Genomic DNA, 19,712 nt, shown 5'->3' on the forward strand with positions numbered 1-19,712 from the left:
TGAGCGCCTGGTCCCCTCGTCGAACCAAGCAGCGATGCTGCGCCTTGTGACCTGGAGACTGAGCGATGCCCGATAGCCAAGCCCCGATTACGGTAACCACTGGCCCTTTGCCAGCCTCGCGCCGTGTGTATGTGGACGGCACCCTAAACGGTGTGCGCGTGCCTATGCGTGAAATCACGCTGCACCCCACCGCCAAAGAACCGCCGGTCATGGTGTATGACACCTCTGGCCCATTTACCGACCCCGACCAATCCATCGACATTGAAGCAGGTGTACCGCGCATCCGCGAGCCATGGATTCGCGCCCGCAAAGATGTGGAAGATTATCCCGGGCGCGAGGTAAAACCCGAAGACAATGGCAATGTATCCGAACGCCATCTGGCGCGAGAATTTCCTAAAAAACACAGCCCCTTGCGCGCGCTTTCCGGCAAGCGCCCGACCCAGCTTGAATATGCCCGCGCGGGCATCATCACGGAAGAAATGGAATATATCGCCATCCGTGAAAATCTGGGCCGTTCCGAAACCATGCCAGCGGGCGACCGCGATAATGGCGAAGGCTTCGGCGTCCATATTCCCGATTTCATCACGCCGGAATTTGTGCGTTCGGAAGTAGCGGCGGGCCGCGCCATCATCCCCGCCAATATCAACCATCCAGAAGCCGAACCGATGATCATCGGCCGCAATTTTCTGGTGAAAATCAACGCCAATATCGGCAATTCCGCCGTGTCGTCCTCTATCGCAGAGGAAGTGGACAAAATGGTCTGGGCCATCCGCTGGGGTGCCGATACCATTATGGATCTGTCCACGGGCCGCAATATCCACAATACCCGCGAATGGATTATCCGCAATTCGCCGGTGCCGGTGGGAACGGTGCCTATCTATCAGGCTTTGGAAAAAGTTGGCGGCGTGGCAGAAGACCTGACATGGGAAATCTTCCGCGACACCTTGATCGAACAAGCCGAACAAGGCGTCGATTATTTCACCATCCATGCAGGCGTGCGGCTGCCCTATATCCCGCTCACGGCAAAACGCGTCACCGGTATTGTGTCGCGCGGTGGCTCGATCATGGCTAAATGGTGCCTGGCCCATCATAAGGAGAGCTTCCTTTACGAGCATTTCGAAGAGATTTGCGAGATCATGGCGGCTTATGATGTCTCCTTCTCATTGGGAGATGGTCTGCGCCCCGGCTCCATTGCCGATGCCAATGATGCCGCCCAATTCGCCGAACTGAAAACACTGGGCGAGCTGACGGAAGTGGCATGGAAACACGGCTGTCAAGTGATGGTGGAAGGCCCCGGCCATGTGCCGATGCACAAAATCAAGGAAAATATGGACAAGCAGCTGGAGGCTTGCCACGGCGCACCTTTCTATACGCTTGGACCGCTCACGACAGATATTGCACCGGGCTATGATCATATCACCTCCGGTATCGGGGCGGCGATGATCGGTTGGTTCGGCACCGCCATGCTGTGCTATGTGACCCCGAAAGAGCATCTGGGCTTGCCAAACCGCAATGATGTGAAAGAAGGCGTGATCACCTACAAGATCGCCGCCCATGCTGCCGATCTGGCAAAAGGCCATCCCACGGCCAAAGCCCGCGATGATGCCCTAAGCCGGGCGCGCTTTGAATTCAGATGGGAAGATCAGTTCAATCTCAGCCTTGATCCCGAACGGGCGCGAGAATTCCACGATCAAACCCTGCCCAAAGAAGCGCATAAAACAGCACATTTCTGTTCGATGTGCGGGCCGAAATTCTGCTCCATGGCCATTTCGCAAGAAATCCGCGATTTCGCCAAGCTGCAAAATGATAACGGCGAAAGCATTGAAGATGCCCAAGCCGGAATGCAGGAAATGTCGGCCGAATTCAAAAAGAAAGGCTCTGAAATTTACCTTGAAACCAAGGATTGATTTCAGCGCAGCATAAAGCCGAGAAAACGAAAAACGGCCAGGGAGCATCGCGCTTCCTGCCGTTTTTTCTTTCACTGTTGCCGAATTTTGAACTTATCGTTTTTGCACAAACTCGGCGCGCAGAACGAGGCCCTTGATGCCTTCATGGCGGCAATCGATTTCCTGATTATCATCGGTCAGGCGGATGGATTTGATCACCGTTCCACGCTTTAAGGTTTGGCCAGCGCCTTTTACCTTCAGATCCTTGATCAGGGTGACGCTATCGCCATCGGCCAGCACATTGCCCACGGCATCGCGCACTTCACGGGCCTTGGCGGCTTTTTCAGCAGCCTCTTCAGGCTAAGCCATTCCCCCGTTGCTTCATCATAAACATAGGCGCCATCGCCCGCATCCGTCATGGCGGTTCCTTATCTGATTCTCACTCTATCCAATGGTGAAGCCTTGGCTGTAACGCCCGCGCAGGCTTTGGTCAACACCCGCCACCCATTGCGACAATGCGCGCACTCCAAACAGATGCAACCAACTACTGCCCATCGCCATCCACGAGATTTTCGGCAGGATCGAAAGCTTTGAGCCACGTACCCAGCTTGCAATCAAAGAGTGCCCCCTTATCCTTGCCGATGGCCAGAATACCGCCGGTGATGAAGGTTACCTTGATTATTTCCGACTTGGCATCAAACACTTCCCAGCGCTGCCCGCCCCTGTTCCATGCGGCAACAGTGGTACGGGTTTGCAGATAAACGCAGGTGGCATCCGGCACTCCTGATCCGCTGGCCGGTGCGGAGGGCGCAGAGGAACAACAGCAGCAACATTTTGAAGATCCGCCGCCCCCATTGCCATCTCCGCCATTGCCATTTCCGCCATCATCATCATCATCGTCGTCGTCATCGTCCTTATCATCGGGCTCGTCGCAATCATTGCCGGGATGATTACCGCCGGGCTTTTTCTTACCATCCCGAAGCCGACGCGCTTCCTTCTCCAGATTGATTGCCTCGCGCCGTGCCTCTTCTTTTGCTCCTTCGGCAATCAAGTCATCAAGCCGCGCGATTCGATCATCCACCTGCCCCAGATCGATATCGGGGTTCAACTCCTGAGCGATCTCGATTTTCTTCTTGATACGCTCTAGTTCTTTTTTTGTATCCTCCACCCGCTTCAAGCCACGTTTTCCCGCGCTCATGACCCTCTCCCATTGCCTGTGACAATCATCGAAAAACCCCAATAAATTTATCGTATTACCACATATTTCGCTATTTTTTTCTGTATAATGTATTTGCCACCATAAAATCTGACAGGCAAAGCCGCATAGATTATTATTCGAAAATTCAATGAATATTCTCTCTTATCAACAGCTTGGGAGGGCAGACATGCTCAACATCTATCTCACCTTCGATGGCAATGCGAAAGCAGCCTTCGACTTTTACAAATCCGTTTTCGGTGGAGAATTTTCCGAATTTGCCACCTTTGCAGAGGCACCCGCCGATATGAATGTCCCAGACAGCTATAAAAACCGGGTGATGCATGTGTCTTTGGCCATTGGCGACAGCACGCTGATGGCCAGCGACCATGTTCCCGGCTGTGGCCCGGCTCTGGTTAAAGGCAATGATTTCGCCATTTCCATCACCGGCAAAAGCAAAGACCATTGCGACACGCTGTTTGCAAAGCTGTCTGAGGGTGGTGAGGTGAAAATGCCGCTCGATGAAACCTTCTGGGGCGCTTATTTCGGCATGTGGACCGACCAATTCGGCATCAACTGGATGATCAATTACCAATTGCCGCAAGACTGACTTTATCTACACAAATAAACCTGCAAAAAAGCCTCTCTCGCAGAGCACTCTATCGTCTGGACAATGGATAGAGACTGTGCATGGCCCCTCGTCTTTCCGCATTATTTGCGCCGCCCCATATCTGTGGGGGATTGCATGAAGGGGCCGTAGGCGGTTATAGAACCGGCAGGCACACCGCATCTCTGTGCGTGGCAGTGAATCGGATTTTGGCGGAGACGAATGACTATGCAACATGCCCGAATTTATCGCCCTTCAAAATCAGCCATGACATCAGGCAGACGCAACACCCACAAATGGGTTTTGGAATTCGTCTCCACGACACCACAGGTCATAGATCCCTTGATGGGTTGGACAGGCAACAAAGATACCAAAAAGCAGATCAAGCTGCGCTTCCCCACCAAGGAAGAGGCACTGGCCTATGCCAAAAAATATGGTATTGCTGCCGAAATTCTGCCCGAGCACAACAGAATGCGTATCATCAAGCCCTATGCGGATAATTTCAAATAAGCCGCGCTTTGGTCACGCCCCAAAGGCCCCGTAGCTCAATTGGATAGAGCACCTGCCTTCTAAGCAGGTTGTTGCAGGTTCGAGTCCTGCCGGGGTCGCCATTTTACTGTGCCTCCCCCTTTCAGACTCTTAGCGTAGCATCGGGCCACGCACTGTACCCCAGATAGAAAAAAAGAAGATCGCAAGATCTTATCTCCTTTTCCGTTCATTTCTGCTTCATCTAGAAGTTGTTAGTCACCTGTTTGAGAGAGGGCATTTTCTGCGCCGTCTCAGAGGGACGGGGAAACGGAGGGAAGCGGCCATGACCGCAATCGTGCAATCCAGTGGATCAGCAGAGCAAAAGGCCTGCGGAACGCCCAGCACTTTGGAGGCATGGGGAAAAGCATCGAGAAACGCCCCATCACAGACTTATCCTTTGACCCATCCTTTGGCCCATCACTGCGCCGATGTAGCGGCTGTCTTCATGCATTTGTGCACAAATTCGGTGATTGCCAACAGGCTAGAGCATGCGGCGGGCCGCGCCCTTAGTGAAATCGATATTCAACGCCTTGCGGTCATTGCCTTTTTGCATGATCTGGGCAAGCTCAATACCGGGTTTCAAAGCAAAATCTGGCCGGCGTCTTCACAAAATATCCGACCCGCCGGGCATGTTAAAGAAGGCCTCGACGCTCTGCATAGAGATTTTCGGCGCTCCAATATCCCCGAACATCTCAAGATTGACGCCATTTATACATGGGGCGAGGAAGACAAGATCAGCGATTATCTGTGTGCCAGCATTTCCCATCATGGCACACCTGCCGGATGGGGGACTGCCGACGGCGGGAAAAGTCTTCCGCCTTGGCTGGCCGTACAAGGCTATGACCCTGAAAGTGCCGCCAAGCAGATGGGTGAGGCTTTAAGCCAATGGTTCAGCCCTGCCTTTGATGTTGAGAACGCCGCGCCCCTTCCCCAAAGCCAGCGGTTCATCCGATTGTTTGCAGGCATTGTCTCCCTTGCCGATTGGATCGGCTCGGCACAAGCGTATTTCCCTTATAGCACCGCTTATGATGCCAGCTATATCACCGAGGCAAAAAAGCGGGCTGCGCTGGCACTTGAGGCTTTTGGCTTTACCAATAAAGCACAAAATGCCCGTGCTAGCAGCCCCGCACAGTTTTGCGACCTGACAGGCTACAGCCATCCCAATTCGGCGCAAGCCGCCATCGACACCCTGTCGCCGGAGCATAGGCTGGTGATATTGGAAGCGGAAACCGGCTCGGGAAAAACCGAAGCGGCGCTGTTACGCTTCGTGCGCCTTTGGGAAGCGGGAAAGGTGGAAAGCCTGTTTTTCGCCGTTCCCACCCGGTCTGCAGCGGTGCAATTACACAAACGCGTTCAAACGCTTGCCACAAATTTTTTCAAAGACCATGCCCCTCAAGTCATTCTGGCCGTTCCCGGGTATTTCAGGGCCGGAGATGCAACCGGGCAAGCCCTGCCCGGATACCGCGTTCTATGGGATGATGAAAAAAACAGCTCACCAGACCACATCGCCCGGCGCTGGGCGGCGGAAAACAGCAAGCGTTATCTGGCGGCTCAGATCGCCGTCGGCACAATAGATCAAGCCATGCTTGCGGCCTTGCCCGTGAAACACAGCCAACTGCGCAGCGCCAGCCTTGCAAAATCCTTACTGGTGATCGACGAGGTTCACGCCTCTGACCGCTATATGACCGAAATTCAAAAGGAATTGCTCGACCTTCATTGCGGCGTCGGCGGCCATGCCATGCTGATGTCTGCAACCCTTGGGGAGCGGGCTCGAAGGCACTGGTTAGATCAACCGGAAAAGCCTTTGCAAGAAGCCATTGATGCGCCCTATCCGGCCATATGGACCGGTGATGGCGGCCATATTTCTCCGCAATCCGGCCCGAACAGCCACCCGCAAAAACAGATATCCCTGTCATTGCAAGCGACAAAAACCGCCACCGATTGTCTGGATGCCGCCATCACCGCAGCGGAAAAGGGCGGCAAGGTGTTGATTATCCGCAATACCGTTGCTCTGGCGGTGGAAACCATGAAAGCACTGGAAAGCAGGCTTCAAGATCCATCTGTGCTTTTAAGCCTGAACGGCATTCCTACCCTGCATCATGGCCGCTTTGCTCCTTCAGACCGCATCTTGCTGGACAAAGCGGTGGAGCAGGCTATGGGGAAAGAGCGTCCGGCAGGCGGAAAAATCCTTGTCGGCACCCAGACATTGGAACAATCCCTTGATATCGACGCGGATTTTCTTATGACCGATCTGTGTCCAATGGACGTGCTTTTGCAAAGACTTGGCCGCCTGTACCGACATGCGAACCGCACAAGCCGTCCTCTTGATGGACCGCAGTGCCTTGTGTTGGAACCGCAAGATGGGTTGGCGTCATGCGTGTCCGGCACCAAACCCTCTATGACCAATGGCCTTGGCGCCTTTGAAAAAGATGGAAGCCTTGCAGGTATTTATACCGATCTTGTCACCATTCTCGCCACCAGACAATTGATAAAGTCCTATCCGATTTGGAACATACCAAAGATGAACCGCTTTTTGGTGGAACAGGCCACACATCCGCAGGCGCATGAAGCCCTGCTTGACGCCTTGGACGATAACGAGAGCTGGCGACACTATAACAACACCATGTTCGGCACCCTTAGCGCCCAAGCCCAACATGCACGCCTTCTCCGCACCGACACCGACACCCCCTATCACAAGATCAACTATCCCGATGACGAAGCCATCCGCACCAGATTGGGCGGCGAAGGCATCACCCTTGTGTTCGATGATCCCCCCCAAGGGCCCTTTGGCAAAAACATCAGGCAACTGATCCTGCCAGAGCACTGGTCACAAGGTCTCGATCCCATGGCCAGCCCGCTTATTACCAACACCGGCTGCAATGAATGCCTCCATTTCACCTTCTCGGGACAAAAATTCCGCTATGGCCGCTATGGACTGGAAAAGGACATAACAGAATGAAATACAACCTTCTCACAGAGCCGCTTATCACAGCGGATATGGTAAAATCAGGGCGTACCGCCCTTTCTTTGCCAGCCATTTTCGCCGCGCTGATCCGCGATGAAATAGCGGATTTTCCCGCACTGCGCCCCCATCAGGCACAAGCCTGGCATTGTTTTCTTGCCCAGCTTGGCGCCTTGGCCCTGCACCGCGCCGAACAGAACATCCCACCGCACACAATGCAAGAATGGGAAACGCTTTTACGCGGCCTTACATCTGATTTTCTCAATGACGCGCCGTGGCATCTTGTTGGGGCCGACGCCGACAAGCCCGCTTTCTTACAACCACCGGAACCAGTGGGCATCGTCTATACCGGACGCGCCGAAACACCCGACGCCCTTGACATGCTGATCGGCCAGAAAAATCATGATGTGAAAGAAAAATTATACCAAGAAAGCCGCCCGGAAGACTGGATATTTGCACTGATTTCCAAACAGACGGGCGATGGCTTTAACGGTGCGGGCAATTATGGCATCGCCCGCATGAATGGCGGTTCATCCAGCCGCTTTTCCATGGGTCTGTGCCCACTTTCTGACAAGACATCGGCCCCCACGCCAGGGGCGCGCCTGACCCATGACATCACCTTGTTATTATCAACCAGAGCCAGCCAATTATCGGACATGGCCGCGCTGGACTTTCCTGAACGTGGCGGCAAGACCCTGTTGTGGCTTACCCCTTGGCCATTGGAAGAACGGCAGGCTTATGCCTGAACACCTTGGATATCTGGTTTATTGAAATTTGCCGCCGCATTCGCTTGCACGGGGAAGGCGACAGGCTGATTGCAAAGACAGGCACCAGCAAAGCGCCCCGTGTGGATGCCAAAACACAAAAAGGGGTGGTGGGCGATCCATGGGCGCCGGTCAATGTAAAAGACCGCAAAAGCCTGACATTAGGCCCATCAAAATTGGATTATCACCATATCTGCGACTGGTTGTTTGGCGGCAATTGGCAAGCCCCCGCCATGATCCGCAAAGCCGACATGAGCGACACAAACCAAAATTGGGCTTTGATCATTCAGGCATTGGGCCGGGGCAATTGCAAAACATATGGCTATCATGAACGAACCCTTGTGCTACCGCGCCAAAGCGCCGCCCGTCTTATCACAGACGCACAAGCCCTCCACACCCTGTCGCAGGACTTGATCAAAGATATCGGTGAGCTGAAAAAAATCCTTGGCCATGCCATTGCAATCGCCGCAATCGACGGGCGCAGCACCAGCCCTGACAAGGATAAATACGCAGCAGCCAAGCCGTGGCAGGACGGTCTGGACCTTATGGCTGACCGCCATTTTTTCCCGGCCCTATGGGATATGCTGCCTGCCTATCTTCATAAGGATTACGCCGCTCAAGACGAAGCGAAACACCGTTTTTTCCGCCGTCTCATCAAAGAAGCGCAAACATTGCTGAACACCGCCATTGAAACTGTATCGGCGGCCCAGTTCCACTTGCGCGCCCGCAGCCGGGCCGAACGCGTGTTCAGGGCCCGCATTGGAAAACACTTCGATTGGTATTTCTCCAACGACAACAAGGAGGCCAATGATGCCGCCGCTTGATACCGCTAAAAACACCGCATCGGGCAACACGAAGGATGTGAAGGATATCATCGCAAAGATCGGCGATACGATGTGCCGCCTTCCTCCCGGAGACATGGCACAATTGCGACGCATGTCAGACAGCCCCTTACGCGCCCCCCATTTTTGGCGCTGGAAAGCGCAGTTCAATTGGGCGGACAGTCAAGACGACATATGGGCGACAATCATTACCGCCATGGCCATCCTGACCGATAAGGGCCGCGCCTTTGACAAAGCCTCGCCCCATGATCCGCAAAGGCCCTTGGGCCGCGTACTGTGCGATGGCGGCAACCGGAACTGGCCGGCAGCGGGGGAAACCCCACGCCCCAAATTTTCGGAATTGCGCCTGACCAGGCTTCTCAATGAACGCGGCTCATCCCGGCAAACCGCCGTTTTAAGGGCTATGCGCGTCCTCGCCCCCACATCAGCTTCGCTGAACTGTGTAGAGCTTGCCCAGTTTCTTTTGAACGACAAAAAAGACTGGCCGGCCCAAAAAATTGCTCAAACATATTATGCCCGGCTAGACGGCGCTGAACACACCTCCAAAACCAAAACATCAAAGGAAAACCAATGACATCCGCACGCTTTTTGCAAATTCATACCCTTCACAGCTACACAGCCAGCCTTTTGAATCGCGACGATTCCGGATTGGCCAAACGTCTGCCTTTTGGCGGTGTGATGCGCACCCGCATTTCCTCGCAGTGCCTGAAACGCCATTGGCGGATGGCCAAAGACGATCCCCATGCTCTTGCCAATATTGCTGGTGTGGAACTGGATGTACGCTCGCGGAACATTGTGGAAAAACGCGTCCTCAACAGCTTGCGTTCTTCTTTTGAGAACGATCTGGTGGATGCCCTTTCCGGGCCGTTCCAAAAAGCGGTTTATGGCGACAAAGGCGAGGACCAAAGCAATAGGCAGCCGCTATTGCTGGGCGAGCCGGAAATCACTTGGCTGAAGGATCAAGCCAGCAAGATTGCCCAAGAGGCGCAAGGCGATGCCAAGCAAGCCAAAACATTGGCTGAAGCATGGGCCAAGGACTATAAGAAAAACACCAAAGCCATGCGCGATCAGACAAAACTACCCGGCGGCATCAGCGCCGCCCTGTTCGGCCGCATGATCACATCCGATGTGGAAGCCAATATCGACGCGGCGATCCATGTGGCGCATGCCTTCACCGTGCATCCAGAAGAATCCGAAAGCGATTATTTCACCGTTGTCGACGATCTTCAGGGACAAGACGAAGAGGCAGGGGCCAGCCATATCGGCGAGACCGAACTGAATTCCGGCCTGTTTTATGGCTATGTTGTGGTGGATATTCCGGCATTGGTCGATAATCTTGGCGGCGACACCGATCTTGCAGCAAAGGTGATCCACAATCTTGTTTATCTGATCGCCGAAATTTCACCGGGCGCGAAACGCGGCTCCACAGCCCCTTATGGTCGCGCCGATCTGATGCTTGTGGAAGCAGGCAACCGCCAACCGCGCAGCCTTGCCAATGCCTTCCAAACGCCAGCTTTGCCAAAACTCGAAGATGCCATCGCCAAACTGCAAGACCATGTAAAGCGTTTGGATGAAACATATGCTACCGGTGAAGACCGCCGCGCCTTGACGCTTTGGAACGGCGAATTGAACATGGCCGAGCGCGTATCCTTGGAGAATATGGCTCAATGGGCAGCGAAACAGCTAAACGCCTCGTCCGGTGATTGAGCCATGAAAAGACATTTAATCCTTAGACTGGAAGCGCCCTTGATGGCCTTTGGCGGGGTATTGGTGGATAATTACGGCGTGACCCGCGATTTCCCCGCCATATCCATGCTTACCGGGTTGATAGCCAACGCTTTGGGCTGGCATCGCCGCGATAGCGAGCAGCTTCAGGCCTTGCAAGACCGGTTGGTTTTTGCCTCGCGCTTGGATAAAGAGCCCGGCATTTTGCACGACACGCAAAATGCCCAGATCTATCAAAAGGATCAGGGTTGGACCACATGGGGCACCCCGGAAGGGCGGGAAAACAGCCCGTCCTATAAGGGGATAGACGATGAAACGCCGCAAAGAGGCAAATATCTTTTGCAACGCCGATACCGCGATTACCATGCGGATGCCAGCATCAGCATAGCTTTAAGGCTGGAGCCAGATGCCGCGCATCCCAATCTGGAAGACATCGCACAGGCTTTCGATCATCCGGCCCGACCGCTTTTTCTGGGGCGCAAATCCTGTCTTCCGTCGCGCCCGCTGCTGGACCCCGAAGCGGATCGCTGGGTTTTTGCCAATACGGTTTATGAAGCCCTGTGCAAAACCACCTCCCTTGCCCCCCATATGCCCAAACAGGAAGCATATCGTGCCCAATGGCCACAAGGGGAAGGCCCGCAAGGGGATCGCGCGCAAACCCTTAGCGACCGACGCAACTGGCGATCCGGCGTCCATGCGGGCCGCCGCCCTATTAATGAAGGCCGGATAGAGGCGCCAGCCACAGCAGGGGAAAGCCAATGACCAAAAGCCTGCGCTTTATTCGCCTTCCCATTAAGCTCGACCAATTGTGGATGCTTGCCGGGCAACGAAACTGGATGTCCTCCCCCAAGATGGTGATGGATGAAGGCCTGGCATTGCATCACGCCTTGGCGGAAACGTTCGGCAAAGGCCGGCTTCAACCCTTTCGACTTATGGTGACGCCGGGGCAAAAGACCGGCATCATTTACGCCTATTGCACAACAAGTCTTGCCGAGCTGAAAGACACCGCGTCCCTTAGCGGGCCGGAATATGCCCATCTGTTCGACTTTGACGCCCTTATGGCCAAGGACATGCCGGTGCAGTTTGCAACGCAGCGGCGATTGGGGTTTGACATCCGCCTGCGCCCGGTGCGCCGATCACGCCGCTTGGCACAAAGTGCAGCCATCTTTGAAATGGATGCCTTCCAACATGAAATGGAAACGCGTTTCCCCGATCCCCACAGCACCGAACCGAAACCGAGCCGTGAAACCGTTTATGGCGCTTGGTTGGCGGAACGTTTGGGAAATGCGGCAACGCTTGTAAAGGCAAGGCTTGTGCATTTCAAACGCCACCATGCGGTGCGCAATGGCAAAGCCAGCGAAGGCCCCGATATAGTTCTGCAAGGGGATTTGACCGTCGGTGACCCGGATCTGTTCGCACAGTGCCTGATCAACGGCATTGGCCGCCACAAAGCCTATGGCTATGGCATGATCCTTTTACGGCCAAGCGAGAACCTCTGATGTTGCATGGTCGCCTCGGGCTGGAAAAAGCGCAAATTCCCCATAAAAACAGGCATGGCCTTTTATGGTTGGATCGTGGCCAGCTCAGTGTCGAAAATGGCTGTCTGCGCTTCATCACCGGCGGCGGTGCGCTTGGCCCGGGCGATTATCAAATCCCCCATCAAAGCGTCTCCACCATTCTTTTGGGGCCGGGGTCCAGTGTCAGTCAGGATGCCTTGCGCCTGCTGGCCCGGCACAACACCTTGTTATGTGCTGTGGGCGAGGATGGTGTCAGGGCCTATACGGCGCCGCCATTGGGCCCCGATCGATCCGATCTGGCGCGGCGTCAGGCGCGGGTCTGGGCCGATGAAACCATGCGGCTTGATATTGCAAGGCGGCTTTATGCTTGGCGGTTGGGAGAAGTGCTACCCCATAAGGATATCGCCATCCTGCGCGGCATTGAAGGTGCCCGCATGAAAACCAGCTACAAGCTGGCAGCGGAACGTTATGGCATAACATGGCGCGGGCGGCGTTATGATCGTTCCAATCCCAATGCCGCCGACCTGCCCAATCAAGCCATCAATCACGCCGCATCGGCTGTAGAGGCCGCCGCCGTCATCGCCGTGACAGCGTGCGGAGCGATTCCGCAATTGGGCTTTATCCATGAAGATGCAGGGCAGGCCTTTGTTCTTGATATTGCCGATCTGTTCCGTGTGGATACGCTTTTACCCATCGCTTTTGGAGCCGTAAAAGAAGCACAGAAAAACCCCGCACAATCCATCGAGCGACTGACCCGCCGCCGTGCTGCCCGTGAAATGAAACGCCTGGACACTGTTTCCAACATGATCGGCAAGATCAAAGACCTATTCGGCTATGGCGAAACGGAAGGTTAAACCATGCCAATGACCGTCATCATCACCCGCGATGTGGAAAATCGCTATCGAGGCTTTTTATCCTCGGTGATGCTGGAAGTGGCCACCGGCGTCTATACCGGCCCCCATATCTCCAAAGCGGTGCGCGAACGGGTTTGGGCGGTGCTGACCGATTGGCACAATTCATTAGGGCGCGGCGCGATCATAATGACATGGCGCGATCCGAATGAGCCGGGCGGTCAGGGCCTGCGCAGTCTTGGCGAACCGTCTCGTACCCTTGTCGAGACTGATGGCGCCCTACTCGTAAAACGAGATATTAAAGATACTTTCACACTACCTTGATCTTTGATAAGTGAATATCTAGAGTGGTTTAGTGACCAGAGGCTCCCCCGCACCTGCGGGGATAGACCCTCATTCTGGATCATGGCGGATTCCTGTGCTCAGGCTCCCCCGCACCTGCGGGGATAGACCTCGATTGGCGGAGAGCCAGCGACAGCCGGGTCGGGCTCCCCCGCACCTGCGGGGATAGACCTTAAAGAAATGAAGCGCAATGCGACCGCCAAAGGGCTCCCCCGCACCTGCGGGGATAGACCCCGCCGATGGCGCTTGGCAGCTTGGTGAGTGGCGGCTCCCCCGCACCTGCGGGGATAGACCCAATATCACCATCCGCCCCGGCGCTGGTGAGGAGGCTCCCCCGCACCTGCGGGGATAGACCTGGGCATGACGTGACCGGGCCTGCACATCGGCAGGCTCCCCCGCACCTGCGGGGATAGACCCCCATCGCTCAGGGATGCTGTGTGGGCCCTAATGGCTCCCCCGCACCTGCGGGGATAGACCTGTACGCACATGGGCGGGGGGGATCATCTCCAGGGCTCCCCCGCACCTGCGGGGATAGACCTCGTGATCAAACCGAAGGACTGTCCCATGCCAGGGCTCCCCCGCACCTGCGGGGATAGACCCACGCCGACCGGCACCACAGCCGGGCGAACCGAGGCTCCCCCGCACCTGCGGGGATAGACCCATACCGGATTGAGGGAAAAGCCCTTTTCCGCGGCTCCCCCGCACCTGCGGGGATAGACCCCACATCCAGAGCGGCGGCCCTGGCATCAGCCGGGCTCCCCCGCACCTGCGGGGATAGACCTTATGACCCAGCGTTTGCAAGACAACGACACGAGGCTCCCCCGCACCTGCGGGGATAGACCGCTGGCGGATGCGCCTCGCCAATCCCGCCTTCAGGCTCCCCCGCACCTGCGGGGATAGACCTGATCCCCGCGATCAGAACACCCAAAACCACCGGGCTCCCCCGCACCTGCGGGGATAGACCCTCTGCATTGACGGGCCGCAGGCTATCCAGCGCGGCTCCCCCGCACCTGCGGGGATAGACCCCGAGAACTGAAAAAGTGTCGGGGCTTTGCTTCGGCTCCCCCGCACCTGCGGGGATAGACCCTGGGGTGTGCGGTCCGTGCCGGCGCTCGATTTGGCTCCCCCGCACCTGCGGGGATAGACCTCGATTCCTTTTTCCGTCAAAATCGCTTTTGACGGCTCCCCCGCACCTGCGGGGATAGACCTCAGTCAGCATTGATGAAAGTATTGCCGACGCCGGCTCCCCCGCACCTGCGGGGATAGACCCAATTCGCGAGCTTGCGTTTTTGTCAATGTCAAGGCTCCCCCGCACCTGCGGGGATAGACCCCAGCCATTCCAGCCGGTCATCACTGCGGGTGCGGCTCCCCCGCACCTGCGGGGATAGACCCCGCAATAGCCGGGTGCCAGAGGGTCGTCCTTTGGCTCCCCCGCACCTGCGGGGATAGACCCTGTTAGGTGGCACCTGCATTGCCCCCCTTACTGGCTCCCCCGCACCTGCGGGGATAGACCGTCTCAAAATAAGGTCTGGACGCTGTTTTTCACGGCTCCCCCGCACCTGCGGGGATAGACCCGCCGTAGCTGATCAGGATCTCGCGGGCCATCAGGCTCCCCCGCACCTGCGGGGATAGACCTACGATGCCGCTGCCGTCAGGATGCCATCGACAGGCTCCCCCGCACCTGCGGGGATAGACCCCAGCGCGCATCCCTCGGACGGCCGGTATCCCGGGCTCCCCCGCACCTGCGGGGATAGACCCGTGTCGCAATCCAAATAGAGCGCCTGCAGCGCGGCTCCCCCGCACCTGCGGGGATAGACCATAATCGCGCCGCCCGCGATGGCGATGATGATGGGCTCCCCCGCACCTGCGGGGATAGACCCGATCCGAGCGGCGCTTTTCCCGGCTGATGCCAGGCTCCCCCGCACCTGCGGGGATAGACCCGCGCCGTAGGACAACAGAGCCTTGCCATCATGGGCTCCCCCGCACCTGCGGGGATAGACCTGGATATCAATGCGTATTTAGATCAGGCAAAAGGGCTCCCCCGCACCTGCGGGGATAGACCTGGTTTAAAAAGCGTTTCAAAGAGCCGAGCACTGGCTCCCCCGCACCTGCGGGGATAGACCGCCTTATTGACAGCAGTCTGGCTGGCCTGCTGTGGCTCCCCCGCACCTGCGGGGATAGACCCTTACGCGGATCGCGCAGCCCGCGCAGGTCGCGGGCTCCCCCGCACCTGCGGGGATAGACCATATGACTGGTGAGGGTCTGCTTTCGTCCGAGGGGCTCCCCCGCACCTGCGGGGATAGACCTTTTTCCGATCCGATGAAAACGCTCGATGCACTGGCTCCCCCGCACCTGCGGGGATAGACCCAATCACGCCCCCTGTTCCGCCCACATAAAGCGGGCTCCCCCGCACCTGCGGGGATAGACCTTGATCAGCAAATGGCCGGGCTGCACGGGACGCGGCTCCCCCGCACCTGCGGGGATAGACCTCCTCGCGCTTGGTGGTCCACGCGATCACCCGGGGCTCCCCCGCACCTGCGGGGATAGACCTTCGGCTGATCCAAACCGGGCGCGGCTTTTATCGGCTCCCCCGCACCTGCGGGGATAGACCCTGGTGTTTCTCAGACACGAGCGAGCGGAAGCGGGCTCCCCCGCACCTGCGGGGATAGACCCCGAGTTACGTTGCATCTAACCGTTAGGATGCAGGCTCCCCCGCACCTGCGGGGATAGACCCGATTTGTGGTCAATCGGAGTTAGGTGCATCCTGGCTCCCCCGCACCTGCGGGGATAGACCTTTATTGACCTGCCGAATGAAGACAGGGCGGCAGGCTCCCCCGCACCTGCGGGGATAGACCCGGGTAGGCGTCGCGCCGACCTCTGCGCCCTCGGGCTCCCCCGCACCTGCGGGGATAGACCCTTTTGCTCAGGCTTTGGACCTTTTCCGGTGGCGGCTCCCCCGCACCTGCGGGGATAGACCCATGTCAATCATGCTCAGACGCTCAAGAGATGCGGCTCCCCCGCACCTGCGGGGATAGACCTCATCACCCACCTCCTGTGTCGTAAGAACGAAAGGCTCCCCCGCACCTGCGGGGATAGACCTGTATTGTCCGGCATGGATCGTGAGAATGTTGTGGCTCCCCCGCACCTGCGGGGATAGACCTGGACCTGTCGGAGCGCTTGGCGTGAGCGCCTTGGCTCCCCCGCACCTGCGGGGATAGACCCCATTTGGCGACGCTGCACCTAAAGCTCTCATCGGCTCCCCCGCACCTGCGGGGATAGACCCGCTTGCTGATGTGCAAGCCCGGTCGCGTCATGGGCTCCCCCGCACCTGCGGGGATAGACCCTTTGACGATGGGATCAAAGGCAGGCTGTCAGGGGCTCCCCCGCACCTGCGGGGATAGACCCCCGCTGAGATCGTCTGGGTCGATTTCCGTGATGGCTCCCCCGCACCTGCGGGGATAGACCCGAGAAGAAACTGAAACTCACTGACCTGACACCGGCTCCCCCGCACCTGCGGGGATAGACCTCCGCCAGCGATGAAAAGTGTTATGGGCTGCAGGGCTCCCCCGCACCTGCGGGGATAGACCCCTTGGGGAGAGGCCGAAGAACCTGATTGCACGGGCTCCCCCGCACCTGCGGGGATAGACCTTGTTTTGAGGTCAACCGGGCATCCTGCCATGCGGCTCCCCCGCACCTGCGGGGATAGACCCGAGAAATACCGTCCCGCGCGGCAAGTTACGACGGCTCCCCCGCACCTGCGGGGATAGACCTGTCCAGACTACAACAAAATCAATCAATCAAAAGGCTCCCCCGCACCTGCGGGGATAGACTATTACCACCAGTCATCCCCGGATTTGATCCAGCGGTGCGGGCGACATGGCCTGCAGCGCAGTGATCGGCATCATCGCAGGGCAATAGCTCGCCAGCCGTGCGGCCCGCCTGCCACCCATTGAGGCGTTAACACCGCTACCTAACAGCATCACCCTACATGCGTCCGCGTCCACGCCAGCCAAGAACGCCTGTCACAACCGCCAGCACAAGCGCGACGATCAAAATAATCACCGCAAAATCTGCGGAAAGGTCGGCGATGCCGCCAAAGCCAAGAAATGCGGCGACCAGTGCCAGAAGGAGAAAGAAAATCGCCCAACCGAACATATCCCTGTTCCTTTGTTAAGGGGTTGTCCCAAGAGCTTTAAAATCAGCTCTTATGCTAAAAAGCTCAGCTTGCGTCGTCCTCAATTTCCTCACCAACAGATTCAATGTCCTCGCCCGCGCCCTCAATGGTGTTGCATGCGGCTACACTCAGCCCACCCAACAGCGTCAAAGCGACAAGCATTCCATAGCGGCGCATAATCTCGGCATAGGTCATTTCAGAGTCCTTATTCTGTTTCTATGCCCTATATACGATTTTTATATGTGATTTGTTCGCACCCAAAAGCCATAATGCTTCATTTTTTTAATTTAGCCTTGACTCTAATTAGCTAATTATCTAATTAGATAAGCATGAAAATAAATCACGTCCTCAAAGCCCTGTCGCACCCAATCCGCAGAGATATCATTGCTCATCTGCGCAATGGTTCCATGACAGCGGGTGCATTGGCCGAAAAGTTCGATGTCTCCAAACCCACCATGTCCACCCATTTCGCCGCCCTGAAAGAGGCTGGGTTGATCACGGCGGAGCGCGACGGCGTGACGATCCATTATCGCCTGAACGCCACTGTGGCTGAAGAAGCCATTGGCATGCTGATGGGTTTGTTCGGAACCCAACATATGCCTTCAGTGCAAGAGCAGCCCCCTGCCCCCGAAGAAACGGAGAATGAGATATGAAACGCATCATAGGCCTTGCTGCGACCATCGTTGTTGTTGCCTTGATTCTAGGGCTGTGGCTAAGCACCGGCACAGGTGACAGCATTGCAGCCAAAAGCGCCGCCAAGTTGGGCCTTTCCCCTGCTTTCGGGCCTTATATTTTCCCGGTGTTCGGGGGCCTTTATCTGCTGCTTGTCAGCCTGTCGAAACATGGTTGGCCAGAAGGTGATGGCTTGTCCCGCGGGGTCAGCAAATCCCGAATGCCTATGGTGATGGGCTTATTGTTCGGGCCGCTGCTCGCCTTATTGCTGCAAACCTATTCAGGACTTCAACAATTTGATCTGATTGATAAAAATGGCATGATGATGGGCCTTGCCATCCTTGATGTGCTGTTCTTTTTGTTCATGGGAAATTATATGACCACGGTGACATGGCAAAGCCGCATCGGCTTTCGCTCGCCATGGACCATGAAAAGCGAGCAGGTCTGGGTGAAATCTCACCGGATTTTAGGCCGTGGGCTGGTGGTCATTTCTTTTCTGGCGCTTGTTTTACTGGCCTTCATGGATCCAAAAACGGTGATCTTTGTCCATATTGGTACGATCATTGGATTGAAGCTGGTGGTCTATCTCAATTCCTATCATTTATGGCGCAAAGCGCGGCTGCAAAGCGCCTGATCTCTTTGACATAGAAGGATAAATCTCATGCTTAAGGCAACCGCCGCCCGAATTATGTCTACACCGCACCGATCAGCTGTTCTTGCCCTCATGTCTCTTTTTATCTTGAGCGCCATTGTTCTGGTTTATGGTTTTATCAATCCTGCGCCCGCTCTCGCCGAGGAGGCTCAAAGCACTGGAACACCTCCGATCTGGACGGTGAGAAACGCCGATGTAACGCTTTATCTGGTGGGCACGGTTCAGCTTTTGCCGCCAGATCTAAGCTGGCGCTCTGCCACCTTTGATCATGCGCTAAGCACAGCTGACAGCCTGATTCTAGAGAGCGATCCAAGACCAGAAGCCCGTACCGACCTTCAAAAATTGATCCCCCAATTGGGCGTGCTGAGGGATGGCCGTACCCTGACTGACCTGTTGAGCGAAGAGCAGGCGGCGGCTGTTTATGACTTGGCCACAGAGCTTTCTATTCCCTTGCCCGCCATGAATCCATTGAAACCCTGGCTGGCCTCCATCCAGCTTGGCTCCATGGCAGCAATGAAGCGCGGCTATATGATGCGGCAAGGTGTTGCAGAAACGCTGGTGGAAACAGCGACAAAAGCCAATACGCCCCTGAAGTTTTTGGAAACGGCAGGTGCCCAATTGCATGTTTTGGCGGATCTGTCCGAGCCGCTTCAAATCGGCATGCTGATGCGCAGCGTGGAAGAAATCCGCAAAACCGAGTTCCAAAATGACAGGATCATCGACCTTTGGTCCAAAGGCGATATGGAAACCTTGGCGGATTTTCTTCACGGCGAAAATGGTGTGTGGTCCGATGAAGCAGTATATCAGGCCATGGTGGTACAGCGGAATAGGGATTGGGCCAACCAGATCGACGCCGTCATGAAAAACCAGCAAGGGACGCCCCTTGTCGCGGTGGGCATCGGTCATCTGGTGGGGAAAGATGCCCTACCCTTGATGCTGGCGGAAAAAGGATATCAGGTGCTACGCATCGAATAAGGAAAACAAATAGCAGCGAG

At 56.4% G+C, this 19,712-nt stretch carries 18 protein-coding genes, 1 tRNA gene, 1 pseudogene and 1 CRISPR repeat array; of the genes and pseudogenes, 16 read left to right on the plus strand and 4 right to left on the minus strand.

Annotated elements, in window-relative coordinates; genetic code table 11:
- The first annotated feature begins 65 nt into the window (after window positions 1-65).
- A complete protein-coding gene (gene thiC, locus JCM17844_RS08490) occupies window positions 66-1,907 on the plus strand; it encodes a phosphomethylpyrimidine synthase ThiC (protein ID WP_150000562.1) in 1,842 nt (613 codons plus the stop codon).
- Between the two features lie 93 nt (window positions 1,908-2,000).
- Here thiC and JCM17844_RS08495 read toward each other — a convergent pair.
- A pseudogene (locus JCM17844_RS08495) lies at window positions 2,001-2,305 on the minus strand (alkylphosphonate utilization protein).
- A gap of 125 nt (window positions 2,306-2,430) precedes the next feature.
- Window positions 2,431-3,084, minus strand: coding sequence for a hypothetical protein (locus JCM17844_RS08500; protein WP_150000563.1), 654 nt, complete (start codon window positions 3,082-3,084; stop codon window positions 2,431-2,433).
- Between the two features lie 187 nt (window positions 3,085-3,271).
- Here JCM17844_RS08500 and JCM17844_RS08505 point away from each other — a divergent pair, with 187 nt between their 5' ends.
- The 12 genes from JCM17844_RS08505 to cas2e all read left to right on the plus strand — a co-directional run bounded on the left by JCM17844_RS08505 (window position 3,272) and on the right by cas2e (window position 13,201).
- Window positions 3,272-3,691: a VOC family protein gene (locus tag JCM17844_RS08505; protein WP_150000564.1), complete on the plus strand. Its 420-nt coding sequence runs from the start codon at window positions 3,272-3,274 to the stop codon at window positions 3,689-3,691.
- 225 nt (window positions 3,692-3,916) lie between these two features.
- Window positions 3,917-4,198, plus strand: coding sequence for an ETC complex I subunit (locus JCM17844_RS08510; RefSeq protein ID WP_150000675.1), 282 nt, complete (start codon window positions 3,917-3,919; stop codon window positions 4,196-4,198).
- Window positions 4,199-4,222: 24 nt separating this feature from the next.
- Window positions 4,223-4,299, plus strand: a tRNA-Arg gene (locus tag JCM17844_RS08515).
- A gap of 200 nt (window positions 4,300-4,499) precedes the next feature.
- Window positions 4,500-7,175, plus strand: a complete 2,676-nt coding sequence (gene cas3, locus JCM17844_RS08520) for a CRISPR-associated helicase Cas3' (RefSeq protein ID WP_150000565.1) — start codon at window positions 4,500-4,502, stop codon at window positions 7,173-7,175.
- Complete coding sequence (locus JCM17844_RS08525) at window positions 7,172-7,924, plus strand: hypothetical protein (protein WP_150000566.1); 753 nt, start codon at window positions 7,172-7,174, stop codon at window positions 7,922-7,924. Before cas3 ends, JCM17844_RS08525 begins: the two co-directional genes overlap by 4 nt.
- Window positions 7,879-8,766: a hypothetical protein gene (locus JCM17844_RS08530; protein ID WP_150000567.1), complete on the plus strand. Its 888-nt coding sequence runs from the start codon at window positions 7,879-7,881 to the stop codon at window positions 8,764-8,766. The genes JCM17844_RS08525 and JCM17844_RS08530 overlap by 46 nt, the downstream gene beginning before the upstream one ends.
- Window positions 8,750-9,358, plus strand: a complete 609-nt coding sequence (locus JCM17844_RS08535; RefSeq protein WP_150000568.1) for a type I-E CRISPR-associated protein Cse2/CasB — start codon at window positions 8,750-8,752, stop codon at window positions 9,356-9,358. Before JCM17844_RS08530 ends, JCM17844_RS08535 begins: the two co-directional genes overlap by 17 nt.
- Window positions 9,355-10,491 carry a type I-E CRISPR-associated protein Cas7/Cse4/CasC gene (gene cas7e / locus JCM17844_RS08540; protein ID WP_150000569.1) on the plus strand — a complete coding sequence of 379 codons (1,137 nt, stop codon included), beginning with the start codon at window positions 9,355-9,357 and terminating at the stop codon, window positions 10,489-10,491. Before JCM17844_RS08535 ends, cas7e begins: the two co-directional genes overlap by 4 nt.
- Before the next feature lie 3 nt (window positions 10,492-10,494).
- Window positions 10,495-11,271: a type I-E CRISPR-associated protein Cas5/CasD gene (gene cas5e, locus JCM17844_RS08545; RefSeq protein WP_150000570.1), complete on the plus strand. Its 777-nt coding sequence runs from the start codon at window positions 10,495-10,497 to the stop codon at window positions 11,269-11,271.
- Window positions 11,268-12,008, plus strand: coding sequence for a type I-E CRISPR-associated protein Cas6/Cse3/CasE (locus JCM17844_RS08550; RefSeq protein ID WP_150000571.1), 741 nt, complete (start codon window positions 11,268-11,270; stop codon window positions 12,006-12,008). The genes cas5e and JCM17844_RS08550 overlap by 4 nt, the downstream gene beginning before the upstream one ends.
- The gene (cas1e, locus tag JCM17844_RS08555; RefSeq protein ID WP_150000572.1) at window positions 12,008-12,880 is read left to right on the plus strand and encodes a type I-E CRISPR-associated endonuclease Cas1e; all 873 of its coding nucleotides are present in this window, start codon (window positions 12,008-12,010) and stop codon (window positions 12,878-12,880) included. The genes JCM17844_RS08550 and cas1e overlap by 1 nt, the downstream gene beginning before the upstream one ends.
- A gap of 3 nt (window positions 12,881-12,883) precedes the next feature.
- Window positions 12,884-13,201 carry a type I-E CRISPR-associated endoribonuclease Cas2e gene (cas2e, locus tag JCM17844_RS08560; protein WP_150000573.1) on the plus strand — a complete coding sequence of 106 codons (318 nt, stop codon included), beginning with the start codon at window positions 12,884-12,886 and terminating at the stop codon, window positions 13,199-13,201.
- A gap of 40 nt (window positions 13,202-13,241) precedes the next feature.
- Window positions 13,242-17,050: direct repeats of the CRISPR family, unit length 28 nt; unit sequence GGCTCCCCCGCACCTGCGGGGATAGACC.
- Between the two features lie 153 nt (window positions 17,051-17,203).
- Here cas2e and JCM17844_RS08565 read toward each other — a convergent pair.
- Window positions 17,204-17,374 (minus strand): DUF1328 family protein, encoded by a 171-nt coding sequence (locus JCM17844_RS08565; protein WP_150000574.1) that lies wholly within the window; start codon window positions 17,372-17,374, stop codon window positions 17,204-17,206.
- Between the two features lie 64 nt (window positions 17,375-17,438).
- Window positions 17,439-17,588: an entericidin A/B family lipoprotein gene (locus tag JCM17844_RS08570; RefSeq protein WP_210431660.1), complete on the minus strand. Its 150-nt coding sequence runs from the start codon at window positions 17,586-17,588 to the stop codon at window positions 17,439-17,441.
- Between the two features lie 134 nt (window positions 17,589-17,722).
- On the opposite strand from JCM17844_RS08570, the gene JCM17844_RS08575 reads away from it, so the two are divergent.
- The 3 genes from JCM17844_RS08575 to JCM17844_RS08585 all read left to right on the plus strand — a co-directional run bounded on the left by JCM17844_RS08575 (window position 17,723) and on the right by JCM17844_RS08585 (window position 19,692).
- Window positions 17,723-18,046: a metalloregulator ArsR/SmtB family transcription factor gene (locus tag JCM17844_RS08575; protein ID WP_210431661.1), complete on the plus strand. Its 324-nt coding sequence runs from the start codon at window positions 17,723-17,725 to the stop codon at window positions 18,044-18,046.
- On the plus strand, window positions 18,043-18,699 hold the full coding sequence (locus tag JCM17844_RS08580; RefSeq protein WP_150000575.1) for an SdpI family protein: 657 nt from the start codon (window positions 18,043-18,045) through the stop codon (window positions 18,697-18,699). Before JCM17844_RS08575 ends, JCM17844_RS08580 begins: the two co-directional genes overlap by 4 nt.
- Window positions 18,700-18,789: 90 nt before the next feature.
- Window positions 18,790-19,692, plus strand: coding sequence for a TraB/GumN family protein (locus JCM17844_RS08585; RefSeq protein ID WP_210431662.1), 903 nt, complete (start codon window positions 18,790-18,792; stop codon window positions 19,690-19,692).
- Window positions 19,693-19,712 lie beyond the last annotated feature (20 nt).

The sequence above is a fragment of the Iodidimonas gelatinilytica genome, assembly GCF_008579125.1.
Taxonomy (GTDB): domain Bacteria; phylum Pseudomonadota; class Alphaproteobacteria; order Sphingomonadales; family Rhodothalassiaceae; genus Iodidimonas; species Iodidimonas muriae.

Bases quoted from the DNA above. Each gene is read 5' to 3' on its own strand.
- JCM17844_RS08505 (WP_150000564.1), top strand. From the start codon at position 3,272: ATGCTCAACATCTATCTCACCTTCGATGGCAATGCGAAAGCAGCCTTC.
- JCM17844_RS08575 (WP_210431661.1), top strand. From the start codon at position 17,723: ATGAAAATAAATCACGTCCTCAAAGCCCTGTCGCACCCAATCCGCAGA.
- JCM17844_RS08550 (WP_150000571.1), top strand. From the start codon at position 11,268: ATGACCAAAAGCCTGCGCTTTATTCGCCTTCCCATTAAGCTCGACCAA.
- JCM17844_RS08525 (WP_150000566.1), top strand. From the start codon at position 7,172: ATGAAATACAACCTTCTCACAGAGCCGCTTATCACAGCGGATATGGTA.
- cas5e (WP_150000570.1), top strand. From the start codon at position 10,495: ATGAAAAGACATTTAATCCTTAGACTGGAAGCGCCCTTGATGGCCTTT.
- cas2e (WP_150000573.1), top strand. From the start codon at position 12,884: ATGCCAATGACCGTCATCATCACCCGCGATGTGGAAAATCGCTATCGA.
- JCM17844_RS08585 (WP_210431662.1), top strand. From the start codon at position 18,790: ATGTCTCTTTTTATCTTGAGCGCCATTGTTCTGGTTTATGGTTTTATC.
- JCM17844_RS08570 (WP_210431660.1), bottom strand. From the start codon at position 17,588: ATGACCTATGCCGAGATTATGCGCCGCTATGGAATGCTTGTCGCTTTG.
- cas3 (WP_150000565.1), top strand. From the start codon at position 4,500: ATGACCGCAATCGTGCAATCCAGTGGATCAGCAGAGCAAAAGGCCTGC.
- JCM17844_RS08565 (WP_150000574.1), bottom strand. From the start codon at position 17,374: ATGTTCGGTTGGGCGATTTTCTTTCTCCTTCTGGCACTGGTCGCCGCA.
- cas1e (WP_150000572.1), top strand. From the start codon at position 12,008: ATGTTGCATGGTCGCCTCGGGCTGGAAAAAGCGCAAATTCCCCATAAA.
- JCM17844_RS08510 (WP_150000675.1), top strand. From the start codon at position 3,917: ATGCAACATGCCCGAATTTATCGCCCTTCAAAATCAGCCATGACATCA.
- JCM17844_RS08500 (WP_150000563.1), bottom strand. From the start codon at position 3,084: ATGAGCGCGGGAAAACGTGGCTTGAAGCGGGTGGAGGATACAAAAAAA.
- cas7e (WP_150000569.1), top strand. From the start codon at position 9,355: ATGACATCCGCACGCTTTTTGCAAATTCATACCCTTCACAGCTACACA.
- JCM17844_RS08580 (WP_150000575.1), top strand. From the start codon at position 18,043: ATGAAACGCATCATAGGCCTTGCTGCGACCATCGTTGTTGTTGCCTTG.
- thiC (WP_150000562.1), top strand. From the start codon at position 66: ATGCCCGATAGCCAAGCCCCGATTACGGTAACCACTGGCCCTTTGCCA.
- JCM17844_RS08535 (WP_150000568.1), top strand. From the start codon at position 8,750: ATGATGCCGCCGCTTGATACCGCTAAAAACACCGCATCGGGCAACACG.